The following is a 17,076-nucleotide window of genomic DNA, read 5'->3' as shown; positions in this document are numbered from 1 at the left end:
CATGATCGACGGCCTGCTGATCCTGCTGTTTTTCCAGTTTCTTGGTGAGGTGCTAATCCGCCTCACCAGCATCCCCCTGCCCGCCTCCGTGGTCGGCATGGTGCTGCTGTTGCTGGCCCTGCTACTCAATGCCCCCTTCAGCCAGCGAGTCGCCCCTGCCGCCGGCGCCCTGATCAAGCACATCAGCCTGCTGATCTTCCCGCTGGGGGTAGGCATCGTGCTGCAATGGCATCGCTACGAAGACTATGCCCTGGCACTGGGCGTGGCTGTGGTGCTAGGCACCCTGCTCAGCATGTTGCTGGTCACCCTGATGCTGAAGAAGCTGCTGGGCGGCAAACATGGTAAGTCGCGGGGAGGCAGCCATGATTGATAGGCTCGACAACCTTGCAGACCTGGTGCACACCCCGTTGTTCGGCATCCTGCTGACCCTGGTCAGCTACCGCTTTGCCCTGTGGGTGTACGGCCGTAGCAACAGCCTGCCCCTGTTTCACCCCTTTCTGGTGGCCTCGATTCCGGTGATTGTCGTGCTACCCCTGGTCGGCGTGGACTACGTGGAATACCGCGACCAGACCACCCTGATTTCCTTTCTGCTGGGTCCGGCAACGGTAGCACTGGCCTGGCCTCTCTATCGACAGCTGCACACGGTACGCAGCGTGCTCACACCGATCCTGATCGCCACCGTGCTGGGCGCTTTTATCTCTGCCGCCATTGCCGTGGGACTGGCCTGGTGGCTGGGCGCTCCCGCCGAAGTGGTGGGTTCACTGGCGCCCAAATCCATCACCACCCCGATTGCCGTGGAGGTGGTGCAATCCACCGGTGGCTATGTGTCACTGGCCGCCGGCGCAGTGGCGATCACCGGCATCGTCGGCGCCCTGGCCGCTGGCCCCATCTTCCGCCTGTTGAGAGTCACCGACGACCGCATCAAGGGATTTGCACTGGGCCTGGTAGCCCACGCCATCGGCACCGCCCGAGCCTTCGAATATGGGGAAAAAGCCGGTGCTTTTGCCGGACTGGCGCTAGGCCTGTGCGGGCTGGTAACGGCGCTGGCGCTGCCCTGGTTGTGGCCCTGGGTAGCGCAATATCTATAAGAGCCGCGACAGGCTGCACGCATTACGCAACACGGATAGCGCTAAAAAACCGCTTTTTAGAAGAAATTTGTCTTTAACGACAAGTGGCTGAGATAGCGTGCTTTTTCCCCCTGACCCGACTTCACGCCGATTTTGTCCCATTGCCAGCACAGTCCCGCCAGTCCTAGGCTCGATAGCCCAACAAGACAATAGTCAACGGGCACTCCAAGGAGGAACCATGGCGAGCTCCCATTCTGCAGCTCTGGCCCAATGGCAGCGCATTGAGGCGCTGGTGCAGGCCTGGCTGGATGAGCGTCAGCAACTGATTGTGCTGCTATGCACTCTGCAGGGCCTGAAAGGCCTGTCCGATCACCGTCAGCCTTTGCAGAAACAGGTACAGAATTTCTGCCAGCTACTGATGGACTACATCAGCGCCGGCTACTTCGAGGTGTACCGGGAGCTGGTCAACGAGGCCCGCCATTTCCATCGCGACAACCCTACCCTCACCCGACAGATTCTCCAGCAACTGGACAACTCCACCGACGAAGCCCTGGCCTTCAACGAGCATTTCGAGCGCCCGGAACAGTGGCTGGCACTGCGGGATCAGTTACCGGAACGTATTACCCTGTTGATGCAGACACTGGAGGAAAGGTTTGCGCTGGAAGACCAGCTGATTCTCAGCATTCACCAGCAGGAGCCGCCACGGCAGCAGGCGACACACTAGAGTTGCAAGTTTAAAGTTGAAAGTTACAAAGCGCGATCGGGTTGCGTGCTACCCGACACAGCTCAGAGCCGCGCCGCACGGATAGAGAAAAAAGATATGCATCCGAATGCGCGAGCGAGCTGGGCTTTATGAGCGGCGGCGCGGCGCTGGGGCTCAATATTTGGCGCCAGCCTCCGTCGCGCCTTTCAACTTTGAACTTTCAACTTGCAACTAAACCAAAAAGGGCGCCCGAGGGCGCCCTTTTTTGAAGCGTGTAACGACGGGATTTATTCCTCGTCGGCACTCGCTTCGTTACCGCTGCCTTTCACGTCCAGCAGTTCGATCTCGAAGATCAGCGCCTGGTTGGGGCCGATATCGCCGCCAGCGCCTTGCTCGCCATAGCCCAGAGACGGCGGCACAGCAATTTTCCACTTGTCGCCTTCCGCCATCATCGGCAGCGCTTCCTGCCAGGCAGGAATGATGTGCTGCAGCCCGAAGGTGGCCGGCTGACCGCGCTCTACAGAGCTGTCAAAGACGGTGCCGTCCGGCAGGGTGCCGTGGTAGTGAACCTCCACGGTGTCTTCCAGGGTCGGGGATGCACCCCCTTCTTCACCGGACTCCAGCACTTCGTACTGCAGGCCGCTGTCGGTGACGGTAACGCCTTCACGCTCGGCATTCTCGGCCAGAAATTTTTCGCTGGCTTCCAGGTTATTCCCGGCCGCTTCTTCCATCTTCTTCTGCTGGGCTTCAATCATACGGCCCTGGAAGTCACGAATCAGCTGGTCCAGATCTTGCTCACCCAGCTTGGATTTGCCGTCTTCGGCAAAGCCATCACGCAGGCCTGACACCATGGCATCCAGATCCAGGTTTTCCAGGCTACGCATCTGCTCCGCACTGCGGAAGCCCAGTGCGTAGGACGCTTTCTGATCATCACTTTTAAGCTCAACCGTTTCCTGACCACACGCTGCCAGCAGGACAGTCCCCGCCAGCACGATTCCCAATTTCTTCATTCTGCCTCCAATTGGCCTACTGTTGTTGTTGCTGTTCCGGCACCTTACCACCGCGCATTTCTTCGGCAGTGATGGTATTGGGCGCTTTTACGGTAAAGGGTTCCGCCTGCACACCGGGCGGCGGAATCTGGCCATACTGCCAGTTTCCCTGGGGGTCACGCCAGCGATACATCTCTGCGCTTTCCCCATTTCCCCCCATCCAGGGAGAAATCTTCCGGTCCAGCAACCGTTCCGGCTGCTGCCAGTTCTGTTCGACATGCTGCCAGTCCAGTAGCGGCTTACCCCCACCGAGCGGCACAGTAAACAGCGCTGCCAGCACAACTGCCAGCAACACGATGATAATCAACAGGTAACGCATGATGTTTCCTCTCCCCCTTTACTGAGCCGTCTTCACAGGATTCAGTTCCCCGCGAGAGCAAAATAACATCACAAATTACATCAATGCGCCTTATTTTGCGGTACTGTTGGTTTTGTGAGCAGCATCACCTTTTCTTCTGACGGTAATCGCGCCACCCAAACCGCCGGGTACAATCCCCCGCAAAAAAACGAATAAGACACGGCATGAATAGCGCACAGAACAGCCCTGCCAAGGGGATCGGCTCCCAATCGCGTTCGTCCAGCCCGTCCCGCATGGTAATTCTGATCGCAAATAGTAAAGGGGGCTGCGGCAAGACCACCATTGCCACCAACCTGGCCTGCTATTATGAGGCCTTGGGGCGACAGGTATCCCTGCTGGATATGGATCCACAGCAGTCGTCTCTGCAATGGCTGAAACTACGTCGTGATACCACAATTCGCGGCCTCGGCTGGCCAGCCGGCGAGCCGGTCTCCCTGGGCCGACTGCAACAGAAGCTCGATCAGGCCGGCCCGATTACCATCATCGATTCACCCGCCGGCCTGGACCCCCATCATCTTGATCACCTGCTGCGCCTGTCACAGGTGGTACTGGTCCCGGTACTGCCCAGCCCTATCGATATTCGTGCCACCACCCGTTTCCTGCAAACCGTCATGCTGGCCCCCAGCTACCGGCGCCGTCCGCGTCGGCTGGCAGTGATAGCCAATCGTTCCCGCACCCGCACCCGCATGTACGAGTCTCTGCGCCAGTTTCTCGCCAGCCTGAAGATTCCCTACCTGGTTACCCTGCGCGATACTCAACTCTATGTGCAGGCCATGAGCAATGGCGAAGGCGTCCTCGACGCCGCCGTCTCCCGTCACCTGGATGACCAACAGCACTGGCGTCGTATTGGTGAGTGGCTGGAGGTGCAGCGGCATCTGATACAGACCATGCCGGGGTTTCGGTAAACCACCTGTAGGAGTTTCCTTACAGGGGACGATCCGCGTGTAAACGCGGAATTGCCCGCAGGGCGATCAGGTTCTACAGGTCGACTCATGGCAGTGCGGCAGGTGAAATCTCTTGTCGCCTCACTTCGCGAGGTTCGTCCCCTGGAAGGGAACTCCTACAACGGCTTTAAAGTTGGGGCTTGACGTCAACTGCCCTCCGCCAAATCCCGCATCGCCCCGGTCAGCTTGCTTAAATCCTCCGGCTCAATCACGAATGGCGGCATGATGTAGACCAGTTTGCCGAACGGGCGGATCCAGACGCCCTGTTCCACAAAGTGTGCCTGCACCTGTTCCATGGCCACCGGTTCTTTCATTTCCATGACGCCAATGGCACCCAGCACCCGGGCATCAGCCACGGGGGAGAGGTCCTTGAGAGGCAGCAGCTCCGTCTTTAACTGCGCCTCGATGGCCGCCACTTTTTCCTGCCAGCCGGAATCCAGCAGCAACTGGATGCTGGCATTGGCCACCGCACAGGCCAGCGGATTGCCCATGAAGGTGGGACCGTGCATCAATACACCGGCTTCACCATCACAAATACCCGCTGCTACCTGGCCGGTACAAAGGGTGGCTGCCAGGGTCATGTAGCCGCCGGTGATCGCCTTGCCCAGGCAGAGAATATCCGGGCACACATTCGCATGTTCCAGAGCGAACAGCTTGCCGGTGCGGCCAAAGCCGGTGGCGATTTCATCAAAGATCAACAACACCCCGTACTGATCACACAAGGCGCGCACAGCCTTCAGATAGGTGGGGTGATACATCCTCATACCGCCGGCGCCCTGTACCACCGGCTCCAGAATCACGGCGGCAATCTCCTGATGATGATCCGCCAGCATCTGCTGGATGGAATTGAGATCCTCGGTATCAAAATCACTGTCGTAGGGGCATTGCGGCGCCTCGGCAAAATAATGTTTGGCCAGTACGCCGCTGAACAGGGAGTGCATGCCATTGACCGGATCACAGGCAGCCATGGCTCCGAACGTATCGCCGTGATAGCCGTTACGCAGGGCCAGCAATTTATCCTTGCCGGTATGCCCCTGGCTGAGCCAGTACTGCAACGCCATCTTAATGGCCACTTCCACCGACACCGAGCCGCTGTCAGCCAGAAAGACCTTCTCCAGCGGGTCCGGCGTCAATGCCACCAGTTTCTTGCCCAGCTCCACCGCCGGCTCATGGGTCAGCCCACCGAACATCACATGGGCCATGCGGTCAATCTGGTCCTTGGCGGCCTGGTTCAGCACCGGGTGGTTATAACCATGCACCGCCGCCCACCAGGACGACATGCCATCCACCAGCTCGCGGCCATCTTCCAGCGTCAACCGCACGCCTTTGGCACTGGCCACCGCGAAGGTAGGCAAGGGTTTCGAGGTGGAGGTATAGGGGTGCCAGAGATGGTCGCGGTCGAAGGCCAGGTCGGTGGTCATGGGGAAATCCAGTGAAACACAAGGGAAATGAAGGATGGCAGGCAGGCGTTAAAAGTTCAAAGCGCGAGGTGGTGGCACCGTAGGAACGTAGCGTAGCGAAGTAACGCACGTTGTGCAGTGCGGCCCGAAGGGTGAGCGCAGCGAATACACCTCTTGAGGGGCGAATCCGAGCCTTGGCGAGGGAACGGCATCGCAGCTGCTCCCATCTTTTTCTAGAAAAACCTGTCGAGCCCTGAGATTCCTGATGTCCCGCGGCCGATTCCGCGTTGACACGCGGTTCGCGGCTCAAGCGCCGCTCCTACAATGCCACCAGATCGTTGAGAGCATTCTGCAACCCTTCGCACTGCGCCGTTTCCGGCACCAGCACCAGCAACCAGCCCATGGCGTCCACCGGTTTGCCCGCAGGGATAAGGTTGTCACACAAAGTCGGCAGGGTGGCCAGTAACCAGCGCTCCCCTTCCAGCTCCACCTGCTGCAGCTGCCGCTTGAATTCCGGCAACCGGGTGTCTTCACCGGCCTTGCGGCGCACCGCCCGCAACGGGCGCAGGTAATCGGCTTCAAACTGTCCGGCCAGCTCTGCCATGCGGCGCCCTACCCCGGCATCCGGTTGCTTACCTGACTCTGCCAGCCACAGGCCAGACAGCAACAGGGCCACCGGCACCTGGTAATCGTCCTGCAGATGCAGGCAAGCCCGCTCAAAATTCTTGTGCTGCCATCGCCCCAGGGCATAGCGCCACAGATCCTGCTTTATGGAGTCGTCCACGGTTCCCCCGTTACGTTTGCTGGCTTACACTGCGCCGGTTCTCATCAACCCCGGATTACCCCATGCTCTCTCTGGAACACATCAACCTTCGCCGTGGCCCCGACCTGTTGCTGGAAGACGCCAGCGTGGTCCTGCACAAGGGCTGGCGTGTGGGGCTGGTGGGCCGCAACGGCACCGGCAAGAGTTCGCTGTTCAAGCTTATCATGGGCGAACTGGAGAGCGACGGCGGCAACCTGAACCTGCCCTCGGACTGGCGCCTGGCCATGATGGCCCAGGAAGTACCGGCACTGGAACAGCCAGCCATCGATTATGTGCTTGACGGCCACCGCGCCCTGCGCCGGGCAGAGAAAACACTGGCAGACGCGGAAATCGCCGGTGATAACCACGCCATCGCCCATGCCCACGGCGAGCTGGAAGCCCTGCACGCCTGGCAACAACCGGCCCGCGCCGCCACCTTGCTGGCCGGCCTTGGTTTCAGCGAAACCCAGCAACAACAGCCGGTGGCCAGCTTCTCCGGTGGCTGGCGCATGCGTCTGAACCTGGCCCAGGTATTGATGAGCGATGCAGATCTGCTGCTGCTCGATGAGCCCACCAACCACCTGGATCTGGATGCCATCCTCTGGTTGCAGAGCTACCTGATACAGCAACCGGGGGCACTACTGGTGATCTCCCACGACCGCGCCTTCCTGGATGCCACCGTCAACCAGATCCTGCATATCGAACACAAACAACTGAAGCACTACAGCGGCGGCTACTCGGATTTCGAACGCCAGCGCGCCGAGCAACTGTCCCTGCAGCAGAAGATGCACGAGAAGCAGCAGGCCCAGGTAGCCCACATGCAGAAGTTCATCGCCCGCTTCAAGGCCAAGGCCTCCAAGGCCAAACAGGCACAAAGTCGGGTGAAGGCACTGGAACGGCTGGAACTGATTGGCCCGGCCCACGTGGATTCCGGCTTCAGCTTTGAATTCCACAGCCCGAACAAACTGCCCAACCCCATGGAAAACCTGGATGCGGTGCAGTGCGGCTACCCGGGCGCACCGATTCTTGACCAGGTCAGCCTGAGCCTGCGCCCTGAATCGCGCATCGGCCTGCTCGGCCCCAACGGCGCCGGCAAGTCCACCCTGATGCGCACCCTGGTGGGTGAACTGGCGCCACTGGGTGGACGCTTCGAAAAAGACGGCGACCTGGTGATCGGCTACTTCCACCAGCAACAGGTGGACCGGCTGGCCGCCGACGACGCCCCCTACCAGATGATGTCCCGCTTTTACCCCAAGTGGAGTGAATCGCAGCTGCGCAGCGAGCTGGGCCGTTTCGGTTTCCACGGCGATGATGTGTTTGCACCGGTGGGCCGTTTCTCCGGTGGCGAAAAAGCCCGCCTGGCGCTGGCTATGATCGTGCAGGAAAAACCGGCGCTGCTGCTCCTCGATGAGCCGGCCAACCATCTGGACCTGGACATGCGCGAAGCGCTGACCATGGCGCTGCAATCCTTCGAGGGTGCGGTGGTGCTGGTGTCTCACGATCGCCACTTGCTGGAAACCACCGTGGACGAGTTCTATCTGGTGGCCAACGGGTCAGTGAGTCGATTCGATGGCGACCTGGATGACTACGGCCGCTGGCTGCAACAGAACCGCCGCGACGGCAAACCCGTCAAGGAAGACAAGCCCGGCGACGGCCTCGATGCCAAGGCCCGCCGTCAACAGGCTGCCCAGCAACGCCACCAGCTGCGCCCGCTGAAAAAGCAGGTGGAAAAACTGGACAAGCAACTCAGCCATTGCGACCAGACGCTGGCCGAGATCGAGACAGCCCTGGGCGACGAAGCCCTGTATACAGACGACAGTCGCAAAAACGAAATGAATGGATTACTCGGCGATCAGGCGCGTCTGAAGAAACAGCACGACGAACTGGAAGAGCAGTTACTGGAAGCCATGGAGTCGCTGGAGCAAGCCGAAAGTGAACTCACCGACTGATTCTGATGCGTTCACTTTCAGGCTTTGCTCGCTACATTTGCACCAGGCGTGTCTGATACACCACCGGACCGGTGGGCTGGCCGGTCGGTGAGCCACCCGCCGGTTCCAGGCTGATCGCCAGAGAGCGGGACTGTAACAACTGGCGCACCTGCTGATCGCTGAGATCAATCTGCAACCGGGCACCGCCCGTAGGCAGCAACGCCAGTGATATCGGCGCGCCCGACTCCGGCAACAACCACAACTGGTAATCCCTGCCACCGTCCGCCGGCTGAACCGGCGGCATGGCCTTCACGCTCAGGCGATGATCCGCAGAGGCATTCACCAGCCACAGCGGCTCCGCCTGCTGACTCTGCACCACACCTACATAATGTGTGACCACCGGCGGTGACGGCGTCCAGAGCAGCAAGGCAAAAACCGCCAGCACGGCGATACCCGTACTCCAGCGCCAGGCGGTCAGGGTCTGCCACCACCGCGACGCCACCGGTGCCGTTCCCGGGAAGAGCCGTTGCTCGATGCTATTCCACACGGCCTTCGGGGCGGCCTCTTCCGGCAAGGATTCATTGAAAGGCTGCAGCCGTCGCTCCCAGTACCATACCTGACGACGCACCCGGGCAGAGACCATCATCCAGCGCTCAAAACGTCGCCTGGCGGCGCCCTGCAGCGTGCCAACCACATATTCTGCGGCCAGCGCATGATTACGTTCGTAATTATCCGGCTTCATGTGTCCAGACACCGGCGCAATACATCCAGCCCGCGACGAATCCAGCTTTTTGTGGTTCCTAACGGCTCGCCCATGGCGACCGCCAGCTCCTGATGAGTGAAACCACGAAAGTAGGCCATCTCGATACTGGAACGATACCGTTCATCCAGATCTTTCAGGCAGTGATTGAGTCGTTGACGATCCAGCTGGTTGCCGGCGTTGTCCATTGGGCCCGGGGCGCTACTTTCCTGGCGGTCACTGACGCTATCGTAATCCGCCTCGTAGCGGCGGCGACGCAAGGCATCCAGACAGCGATAACGGCCGATGGACATCATCCAGGTCTGCACGCTGCCACGATCACAATGGTATTCGCCGGCGTGGTGCCAGACCTGAATATAGGTTTCCTGGAGTACATCACAGGCCTCATCACGGTCCCGCAGCAAATGCACACACATACCAAATACCGCGCGATGGGTTTTCTGATAAAAACCGGCAAAAGCCTGACGGTCGCCCTGAGCGATTCGAGCCAGCGCGCGTACCAGTCCGTCGTCTGCTTCTGCCATGACGAGGCACCCCCTGTATTACCATGAGTCGTTCCTCACTAATGACAGATGCGTTGTCGTTAATACGTGAAAAAACCGGATTCGGATGCAGAAAAAAAAGAAAAATAAATTCTGCATCCAGTTCCATTCCTGTCGCGTACTACTTACACACCGACAAGAAAGGAGATTCGTCATGTTATCCCGCCTTACCCTGATTCCCGCGGCCTGCGCTGCCGCCACCCTGCTGGCCAGCGCCGGCACGATGGCATCCAGCCACCGGGAAGCCCCTTTTATTACAGGCATGCCCAAAGTCGACGGTACGGATTTCTACATGTTCAACAGCTATGAATCCGGTCGTGACGGCTATGTCACTCTGATTGCCAACTATCTGCCGCTGCAGGACGCGTACGGCGGCCCCAATTATTTCTCCCTCGATGATGACGCCATCTATGAAATCCACATTGATAACGATGGCAACGCGCAAGAAAACATTACCTTCCGTTTCCAGTTCAATACTGAGCGCCGCGACCTGGCGGTCGATGTAGGCGGCACCTCTGTCCCCGTACCGCTGATTAATATCGGTGCCGTCACCGGCCAGAACAACGATGCCCAGAATGTACTGGAAAGTTTCACCGTAGAAATGGTGACCGGCGATCGTCGTACTGGCAACGTGCAGAATCTGACCGATGCCGGCAGTGGTGACAGCAGCTTTGCCAAACCGCTGGACAACATCGGCACCAAGTCCATTGGTGACTATGAGACCTATGCGGACAACTTCATCTACGATGTGACAATCCCTGACTGCCCCATGCCCGGCCGCGTATTTGCCGGACAGCGCCAGGAAGGCTTTGTCGTTAACCTGGGTGAAGTCTTCGATCTGGTCGCGTTGAATCCGCTGGGTGCACGGGACTCGCGCAGAAACATCATTGCCGACAAGAACATCACCAGCCTGGCATTGGAAGTCCCGGCTGACTGCCTCACCGGTGAGAACACCGTGATCGGCGGCTGGACCACCGCCAGCATCCGCCAGGCCACAGTCATCAATCCGGCACCCCAGGGCTCAGAGACTACCGGCAGCAGTAACGCCAAAGGCCCTGCAGTGAAAGGCGGCGCCTTTACCCAGGTGTCCCGTCTTGGCTCTCCGCTGGTCAATGAAGTGGTCATCGGCCTGCCCGACAAGGACCGTTTCAACAGCAGTGAACCCAAGGATGATGGTCAGTTTGCTACCTATGTGACCAACCCCAGCCTGCCTGCACTGGTAGAAATCCTGTTCGGTGTACCGGCACCGGAAACGCCCCGTAATGACCTGGTCACTGTCTTCCTTACCGGTGTGCCCGGGGTCACTCAATTACCCACCGTTACCGCCAGCGAAATGCTGCGCCTGAACACCGGGATCCCGGCCACGGCAGCAGGTGGCCAGAATGATCTGGGTGTTGCAGGTGGCGACTTTGCCGGCTTCCCCAATGGCCGACGCCCGATTGATGATGTGGTAGACATCGCCCTCACTGCGGCTGAAGGCTTCCTGTGTGGCGCCGACGTGAACGGTGAAGCCGCGGGTGGCGAAATTGGCTCCTGTGGTACTCAGGACATGCAGGTCAACGGTGGCGCCATCGTCAACGACGGCGCCCTGCCCAACGCGGCGGACTACCTGACCCGTTTCCCCTACCTGAACACCCCACTGCCCGGCGCCGATAACGTTGCCGCAGCAGAGTAAAGGAGGACATCATGCGATATCTACTGGCTACCATCATCAGCCTGAGTGCATTGGTGCTGAGCGGGTGCTTTGGCAGTGACAATGACCGTCCCCGCCAGCAGGCGCCGGTGGCGATCAACTACACCGCCTTTGTGAAAGCTCAGCTAGCCACTAGCGGGGATACCCGGGATTCGGTTCCCATCAATGATACCCGCTTCATTTTTCGTGATCTGAATAACCCGAACGCCTATGACGATGTATTGGCAGCGGAGAAATGAAACCAGCCTCCACTACCGCGATGCGGTAGTGGAGGCTTTTCACCCGCACGTTTCAGAGAGCTTCTCCGGGACTGACAAAGGCGCCAAAATATGGCGTCTTTTGTCGGTTCCGGTGACTCTCTTTTTGTTTTGCATGGCGGCCCCCGCAAGCGCCGCCCCCTACACACCGGGCGGGGACCATGTGGTTCTCGCCCGCCTTCCCCAGGTTCCGGCAAAGCTGCAGGCGCCGTCTCCACCCAGCGACCTGTCAGCAGCGCTGGCACTGGCCCGCTCACAGATTGACTATGCCAGTGCCCAAGGCGATCCCCGCTTTCTCGGTTACGCCGAGGCCACGCTGGCTCCATTCAGTCAGGACATGTCGTCACCGGCAGCCAACCTGCTGATGGCCCGTATCGAACAGCAACGTCATCAATTTGCCCGCGCCCGTCATCGCCTGACACGACTGCTGGAGCAGTCACCCAACCAGGGACAAGCGTGGCTGATGCTGGCCAATATTGACCGGGTACAAGGCCGGTTCGATGAGGCCCGGCAGGCTTGCCAGGCAGCATCCCGTACGCTGCCGCCCACCACCGTTTTGCTCTGTCAGGCCAGCGTCCAGGCCATCACGGGCCAGCGGGAGCAAGCCTATCGCACCCTGCAGGCCCTGGCATCCAGCCCGGCGGCTCCACAGGGAAAATCCGCCCAATGGCTGAACACCCTGAGCGCGGAAATAGCGCTGCAACAGGGCCGTCTCGAACTGGCCACCGAGCACCTGCGTGACGCCTTGCAACAGGCCCCGGATGATCCCTATCTACGCTACCTGCAAAGTGACCTGTGGCTGGCCAGCAACCAGGCACAGGCGGTCATCCGCGATCTCACCAACTGGCAGGACAGGGAAGGCGCCTTGCTGAGGCTGGCCATTGCCGGGCAACGCCTTGAGCACCCTCAGGCCCAGGCCTGGCGGCAGGACTACCGGGCCCGCATGGCCGCTGACCAGGACACCGGTCGCCAGCGCCACTTGCGCGAGCACGCCCGCTTCCTGCTTGAAGTAGAGTCCGATCCGCAAGGCGCCCTCACGCTGGCCCGGGAGAACTGGCAGCAGCAACGGGAACTGGCTGACCTGCGACTGCTGCACGCCAGCGCCATGGCCGCCGACGATCAGGCAACCTTGAGCCAGTTACAGGCCTTTGTAGACCGATACCAGGTTGACGATGCCCAACTCACTCAACCTGCCAAGGGAGCCAGTGAATGAAATCCCTGTCTTTGCTTTTCCTGCTCTTGCTGGCCGGGCAGGCATTCGCCCACAAACCCAGCGACAGCTATCTGGTGATCAACAGCAATGCCGGCAACGCCCTGATTGAGGGTCGCTGGGATATCGCCCTGCGCGACCTGCAGCTGGTGTTGCCACTGGATCAGAATGGTGATGGCGCCATCACCTGGGGCGAACTGCGCCGGCAGCAGCGCAACCTGGACGCCACCGTACTCCCTGCACTCACCATCGAGGCACTGCACGGCACCGAACGACACGCCTGCGCCCTCAACCTGACCCGACTGCAGGCCATCGACCATGTGGATGGCACCTACGCCGCCCTGCACTGGCGCGGCGACTGCCAGCGGCCGCCGGAGCAACTGGCTGTGGGCTATAGCTTCCTGTTTGATCGTGACCCCAGCCACCATGGCCTGCTACGGCTGGAGCAGGTAGATACCACCCTCACCGCTGTGTTCAGTAATCAACACCGCAACCAACTGATGGGTACCGATGCCGGATCGCAATGGCAGGCGTTCCAGGGTTTCATCCGCCAGGGTGTGCATCACATTCTGATCGGCTATGACCACATCCTGTTCCTGCTGACACTGCTGTTCCCGGCGGTACTGGTGTGGCAACGGGGTGGCTGGCAGCCAGCACCCACCATCACCGGCGCGCTGACTCAGACACTGGCGATTGTCACCGCCTTTACGGTCACCCATTCGCTGACTCTGGCATTGGCGACACTGGGTATCATCACGCTACCTATCTGGCTGGTGGAGTCCGCCATTGCCATCACCGTAGCGTTGGGTGCAGCGGCCAACCTGGTGCCCCGCCTGTTTCCCAAACGCTGGGTAATGGCCTTTGTGTTCGGGCTGATTCATGGCCTGGGCTTTGCCTCGGTACTGGCCGATCTGGGACTCACCGACAGCGGAATTTTCCTGCCGCTGCTGGGCTTCAATCTGGGCGTGGAACTGGGACAGGTCGCCATTGTGTTGCTGTTTGTGCCAGCAGCCTATCTGGTCCGTAATACCGTGGCCTATCGACGGATCTTTGTGCCGGTAGGCTCGATAGCCATCATGATACTGGCCGGAGTGTGGCTGGCAGAAAGGCTGAGCGGCTCCTGACCAGGCGATCATCTTCCCCTCTTCTCCCGGGAGCCATGCGTGCATGGCGAAGGGTTTGGGGGGATCAACCGCCAACCCCTGAATAAAACGTAGGGTGGATTAGCCAAAGGCGTAATCCACCTTCATGCCGAGGGGAGCAGTGAGTATTTCCAACCATAAAAAAGCCGCTCCGGTTTCCCGGGGCGGCTTTTTTATGGTCGAACAACGCGACGGCGCGGCACCCAACGTTTCATCGCTGGCGCCACACCAACCCCGCGTTGCCACTTTCAACTTGAAACTTGCAAGGACGCTTACAAGATTTCGATGATGGTCGCGTTAGCAGTGCCCAGTCCTTCGCAGATAGCCAGCAGACCGTACTTGCCGCCGCGACGCTTGAGCTCATAGACCAGAGTCCCCATCAGCTTGGTACCGGTGGCACCCAGCGGATGCCCCAACGCCTGGGCGCCACCGTTGACATTGAGCTTCTCGTAGTCGGCACCCACCGCCTTCATCCATGCCAACGGCACGGAACCAAACGCTTCGTTCACTTCATACAGATCGATATCACCAATGGTCATACCCGCCTGCTTGAGGACTTTTTCGGTGGCCGGAATCGGCCCTTCCAGCACCATGGTCGGATCGGACCCCACCACCGCCATGGCATGAATGCGGGCCAGTGGCGTGAGACCGTATTCTTTCACTGCCTTTTCGCTGGCAATCATCACCGCAGAAGCGCCATCGGTAATCTGGCTGGCATTGGCGGCACTGATATGGCCGCCTTCCTGCAGCGGCTGCAGGGCCTTGATCGCATCCAGCTCCGCTTCCCAGCGAATCCCCTCATCGACGATGTGCTCGTCGCTGCTGCCATCTTCCAGGGTAATCGGCACCGGAATGATTTCCTCATTGAAGCGGCCGGCTTCGGTAGCCGCGGCACCCCGCTTGTGAGAGTCGTAGGCGAACTGGTCCAGCTCGGCCTTGCTCACGCCGTACTTCTCCGCCATGCGCTCGGCGCCGATAAACTGGCTGAAGTTTTCACCGGGATAGCGCTTGCTGATTTCACCAGTAAACGGGTTGCCCATTTCCTTGACGGCGGTTACCGGAGCACCGATAGGCACCTGGCTCATGGACTCCACGCCGCCGGCGATGACCAGATCCTGGGTGCCACTCATCACCGCCTGGGCAGCGAAATGAATAGCCTGCTGGGAGGAGCCGCACTGGCGGTCGATGGTGACACCGGGTACGGATTCCGGCAGACAGGAGCTGAGAATGGAGGTACGTGCCACATTGAAGGTCTGCGGCCCGATCTGGCTCACGCAACCAAAAATCACGTCGTCCACCTTCTCCGGCGCCACACCGATACGGCCTACCACCGCATCAATCACCCGGCCACCCATATCCGCCGGATGTACCTTGCTCAGCCGACCATTCTTCTTGCCTCCGGCGGTACGCACCGCCGCTACGATATATGCCTCTGCCACCTTGCCTCTCCTCACACGTGGTTGACTGGTGAAAACTCGATAATGACCTTGAGGCTACGCTTGAGGCAGGGAACGGCTCAATGACAGAAAACAACGCATGAAGCAGCCATTCGGTCACCGCTACGACAAAGCGGGGCCGCCATTCAGAAAGTAAAGTTCGAAAAAATCGATTAAATCGCCCAGCCAGTTCCGCTGTTTCATCAAACTGTTCCGGCTCATCCTTGTCATCACCATTCTGACGCTCACATTCGCTGAACCGTCAACGCTGGCATAACGACAACTCTCTGCAGAAACAGGCAATAACCGTCCAGCAACCCAATACCGCTACTGCACGTGCCGGCACTACTGTACGCGCAGCAAACGTAACCCGGGGGACGCATTGCTCCCCCTCAGTTGGACACGGAGCCATGAAACACACAGAGAGACAGACAGCTGTTGCCAATTCCCATGGGACGGCCATGACCGGGCTGCTTGTGATCCTTCTGGCCAGCCTGGCAGTGCCCGGCACCAGCAGCGGGGCCACCAATGTCGATACCGTGCAGCTGGCCCGGGCCGGCGACCCGGCATTCGAAGAGCAGCGCCCACCTCGCCCCCGCACCAACCCGGCACAGGAGCGGGAAACCGGCAGCTGGTCCCTGACCCTGGATAACGATCTGCTGGTCCCGGGCAGCCGGGATCAGGACTACACCTATGGCATCAGTGTCGCCGCCACCGGTACCCGTGCCCGGGACTTTGCCCTGTCACTGAATACTCCGCTGACCTGGATCGACCGCTTGACCGGGGTGGAGGGCATCACCAACAGCAATGTCCGGGGCCATAGCTTCGAGGCCGGCATCTTCGGGTTCACCCCGGAAGACAAGGAAGCCGAGGCCCCGTTGTATGACGACCGCCCCTACGCCAGCCTGCTGTATGTCTCCAGCAGCCGGGTACAGGTAGACCCGGCCAAGCAAGTGGCCTGGCACAGCTCACTGACAGTCGGCGCCATGGGTCTGGACCTGGCCGGTGATATCCAGAACGGGGTCCACAAGGTGATTGGTAGTGACCGGGCGGAGGGCTGGGAGCATCAGGTCAGCGACGGCGGCGAACCCACCTTCCGCTATGCCGTGGCCCGGCAGAAAATCCTACCCGTTTCCACCGACAACCTGGAAGTGAAGAGCACCGTGGAAGGCTCGCTGGGCTACCTCACCGAAGCACGCTGGAGCCTGAGCTTTCGCGCCGGACGTCTGCATACACCCTGGTGGCAGACCAGCTCGGAACTGGCGCACTACGGTGAACGCAACAACGCCACCGCCATGAGCCAGGATCATGAGCATTACCTGTGGGGCGGCATCGCTCTGGTGGGCCGAGCCTACAACGCCTTTCTGCAAGGCCAGTTCCGTGACAGCGAAGTGAGCTACGACAGTAACGAGCTGAACCATGGCGTGGCCGAAGCCTGGCTCGGTTATACCTGGGCTTTCAGCGACGGCTACCGGCTCAGCTATGTGCTGCGCGGTCACACTTCCGAACTGAAAGACGGCGTGGGCGATCGCAATGTGTTGTGGGGCGGACTGGTGTTTGCCAAGACTTTCTAGGGCCGATTCAGACCACATCCATTCACTGTTCCGGCGTTGCTCGAAAACAAAGGACGGCGGTCACCTCCATACCGAATCTTTTACTTTGCAAGCAACGCTGCAACGGCGGCCCAGGATTTCAACGCTTCCGCGTAGGAGACCGTATCCGAGGATTCCCAGGCAAACAGCGTATCAATCTCTCTGGCGAATACTGTGCCGTCCATGGCCATGC

General features: G+C 59.9%; 18 protein-coding genes. 10 read left to right on the top strand and 8 right to left on the bottom strand.

Annotated elements, in window-relative coordinates:
* The first annotated feature begins 1 nt into the window (after position 1).
* From T9A_RS06605 to T9A_RS06595, 3 genes are all read left to right on the top strand, one after another.
* Positions 2–370, top strand: a complete 369-nt coding sequence (locus T9A_RS06605) for a CidA/LrgA family protein (RefSeq protein WP_035246170.1) — start codon at positions 2–4, stop codon at positions 368–370.
* Positions 363–1,088 carry an LrgB family protein gene (locus T9A_RS06600; protein WP_035246168.1) on the top strand — a complete coding sequence of 242 codons (726 nt, stop codon included), beginning with the start codon at positions 363–365 and terminating at the stop codon, positions 1,086–1,088. Before T9A_RS06605 ends, T9A_RS06600 begins: the two co-directional genes overlap by 8 nt.
* Positions 1,089–1,305: 217 nt before the next feature.
* Positions 1,306–1,791, top strand: coding sequence for an Rsd/AlgQ family anti-sigma factor (locus T9A_RS06595; RefSeq protein ID WP_035246167.1), 486 nt, complete (start codon positions 1,306–1,308; stop codon positions 1,789–1,791).
* Positions 1,792–2,057: 266 nt separating this feature from the next.
* On the opposite strand, the gene T9A_RS06590 is transcribed toward T9A_RS06595, so the two are convergent.
* Together T9A_RS06590 and T9A_RS06585 are read right to left on the bottom strand one after the other, a co-directional pair.
* Positions 2,058–2,780, bottom strand: a complete 723-nt coding sequence (locus T9A_RS06590) for an FKBP-type peptidyl-prolyl cis-trans isomerase (protein ID WP_035246165.1) — start codon at positions 2,778–2,780, stop codon at positions 2,058–2,060.
* Between the two features lie 16 nt (positions 2,781–2,796).
* Positions 2,797–3,138, bottom strand: coding sequence for a DUF4124 domain-containing protein (locus T9A_RS06585; protein WP_035246162.1), 342 nt, complete (start codon positions 3,136–3,138; stop codon positions 2,797–2,799).
* Between the two features lie 203 nt (positions 3,139–3,341).
* Here T9A_RS06585 and T9A_RS06580 point away from each other — a divergent pair, with 203 nt between their 5' ends.
* Complete coding sequence (locus T9A_RS06580; protein WP_052042557.1) at positions 3,342–4,082, top strand: nucleotide-binding protein; 741 nt, start codon at positions 3,342–3,344, stop codon at positions 4,080–4,082.
* A 185-nt stretch (positions 4,083–4,267) separates the two neighbouring features.
* Here T9A_RS06580 and bioA read toward each other — a convergent pair whose 3' ends face one another.
* Together bioA and T9A_RS06570 are read right to left on the bottom strand one after the other, a co-directional pair.
* On the bottom strand, positions 4,268–5,542 hold the full coding sequence (gene bioA / locus T9A_RS06575) for an adenosylmethionine--8-amino-7-oxononanoate transaminase (RefSeq protein ID WP_035246159.1): 1,275 nt from the start codon (positions 5,540–5,542) through the stop codon (positions 4,268–4,270).
* A gap of 298 nt (positions 5,543–5,840) precedes the next feature.
* Positions 5,841–6,305: a TIGR02444 family protein gene (locus T9A_RS06570; RefSeq protein ID WP_035246158.1), complete on the bottom strand. Its 465-nt coding sequence runs from the start codon at positions 6,303–6,305 to the stop codon at positions 5,841–5,843.
* Between the two features lie 62 nt (positions 6,306–6,367).
* Here T9A_RS06570 and T9A_RS06565 point away from each other — a divergent pair, with 62 nt between their 5' ends.
* Positions 6,368–8,272: an ATP-binding cassette domain-containing protein gene (locus T9A_RS06565; protein ID WP_035246156.1), complete on the top strand. Its 1,905-nt coding sequence runs from the start codon at positions 6,368–6,370 to the stop codon at positions 8,270–8,272.
* Positions 8,273–8,303: 31 nt separating this feature from the next.
* On the opposite strand, the gene T9A_RS06560 is transcribed toward T9A_RS06565, so the two are convergent.
* On the bottom strand, positions 8,304–8,993 hold the full coding sequence (locus tag T9A_RS06560; protein WP_035246155.1) for an anti-sigma factor: 690 nt from the start codon (positions 8,991–8,993) through the stop codon (positions 8,304–8,306).
* Positions 8,990–9,535 carry an RNA polymerase sigma factor gene (locus T9A_RS06555; RefSeq protein ID WP_035246154.1) on the bottom strand — a complete coding sequence of 182 codons (546 nt, stop codon included), beginning with the start codon at positions 9,533–9,535 and terminating at the stop codon, positions 8,990–8,992. Before T9A_RS06555 ends, T9A_RS06560 begins: the two co-directional genes overlap by 4 nt.
* 172 nt (positions 9,536–9,707) lie before the next feature.
* On the opposite strand from T9A_RS06555, the gene T9A_RS06550 reads away from it, so the two are divergent.
* The 4 genes from T9A_RS06550 (at position 9,708) to T9A_RS06535 (ending at position 13,837) form a co-directional block, all read left to right on the top strand.
* Complete coding sequence (locus T9A_RS06550; protein ID WP_035246153.1) at positions 9,708–11,228, top strand: DUF4331 domain-containing protein; 1,521 nt, start codon at positions 9,708–9,710, stop codon at positions 11,226–11,228.
* A gap of 11 nt (positions 11,229–11,239) precedes the next feature.
* Positions 11,240–11,485 carry a LapA family protein gene (locus T9A_RS06545; protein ID WP_035246151.1) on the top strand — a complete coding sequence of 82 codons (246 nt, stop codon included), beginning with the start codon at positions 11,240–11,242 and terminating at the stop codon, positions 11,483–11,485.
* Between the two features lie 133 nt (positions 11,486–11,618).
* Positions 11,619–12,716 carry a tetratricopeptide repeat protein gene (locus tag T9A_RS06540; RefSeq protein WP_035246150.1) on the top strand — a complete coding sequence of 366 codons (1,098 nt, stop codon included), beginning with the start codon at positions 11,619–11,621 and terminating at the stop codon, positions 12,714–12,716.
* On the top strand, positions 12,713–13,837 hold the full coding sequence (locus T9A_RS06535) for a HupE/UreJ family protein (protein ID WP_035246148.1): 1,125 nt from the start codon (positions 12,713–12,715) through the stop codon (positions 13,835–13,837). The genes T9A_RS06540 and T9A_RS06535 overlap by 4 nt, the downstream gene beginning before the upstream one ends.
* A gap of 290 nt (positions 13,838–14,127) precedes the next feature.
* Here the strand turns inward: T9A_RS06535 and T9A_RS06530 are convergent, their stop codons facing one another.
* Positions 14,128–15,294, bottom strand: coding sequence for an acetyl-CoA C-acetyltransferase (locus T9A_RS06530; RefSeq protein WP_035246147.1), 1,167 nt, complete (start codon positions 15,292–15,294; stop codon positions 14,128–14,130).
* Positions 15,295–15,752: 458 nt separating this feature from the next.
* Here T9A_RS06530 and T9A_RS06525 point away from each other — a divergent pair, with 458 nt between their 5' ends.
* Positions 15,753–16,865 (top strand): lipid A deacylase LpxR family protein, encoded by a 1,113-nt coding sequence (locus T9A_RS06525; protein ID WP_052042556.1) that lies wholly within the window; start codon positions 15,753–15,755, stop codon positions 16,863–16,865.
* Between the two features lie 80 nt (positions 16,866–16,945).
* Here the strand turns inward: T9A_RS06525 and T9A_RS17350 are convergent, their stop codons facing one another.
* On the bottom strand, positions 16,946–17,074 hold the full coding sequence (locus tag T9A_RS17350; RefSeq protein WP_269529969.1) for a hypothetical protein: 129 nt from the start codon (positions 17,072–17,074) through the stop codon (positions 16,946–16,948).
* Between the last annotated feature and the right edge of the window lie 2 nt (positions 17,075–17,076).

The sequence above is a fragment of the Alcanivorax jadensis T9 genome (assembly GCF_000756655.1).
GTDB classification, from domain to species: Bacteria; Pseudomonadota; Gammaproteobacteria; order Pseudomonadales; family Alcanivoracaceae; genus Alcanivorax; species Alcanivorax jadensis.
The sequence above is the reverse complement of the archived record's forward strand: the minus strand, read 5'-3'. Positions and strand labels throughout refer to the sequence as shown.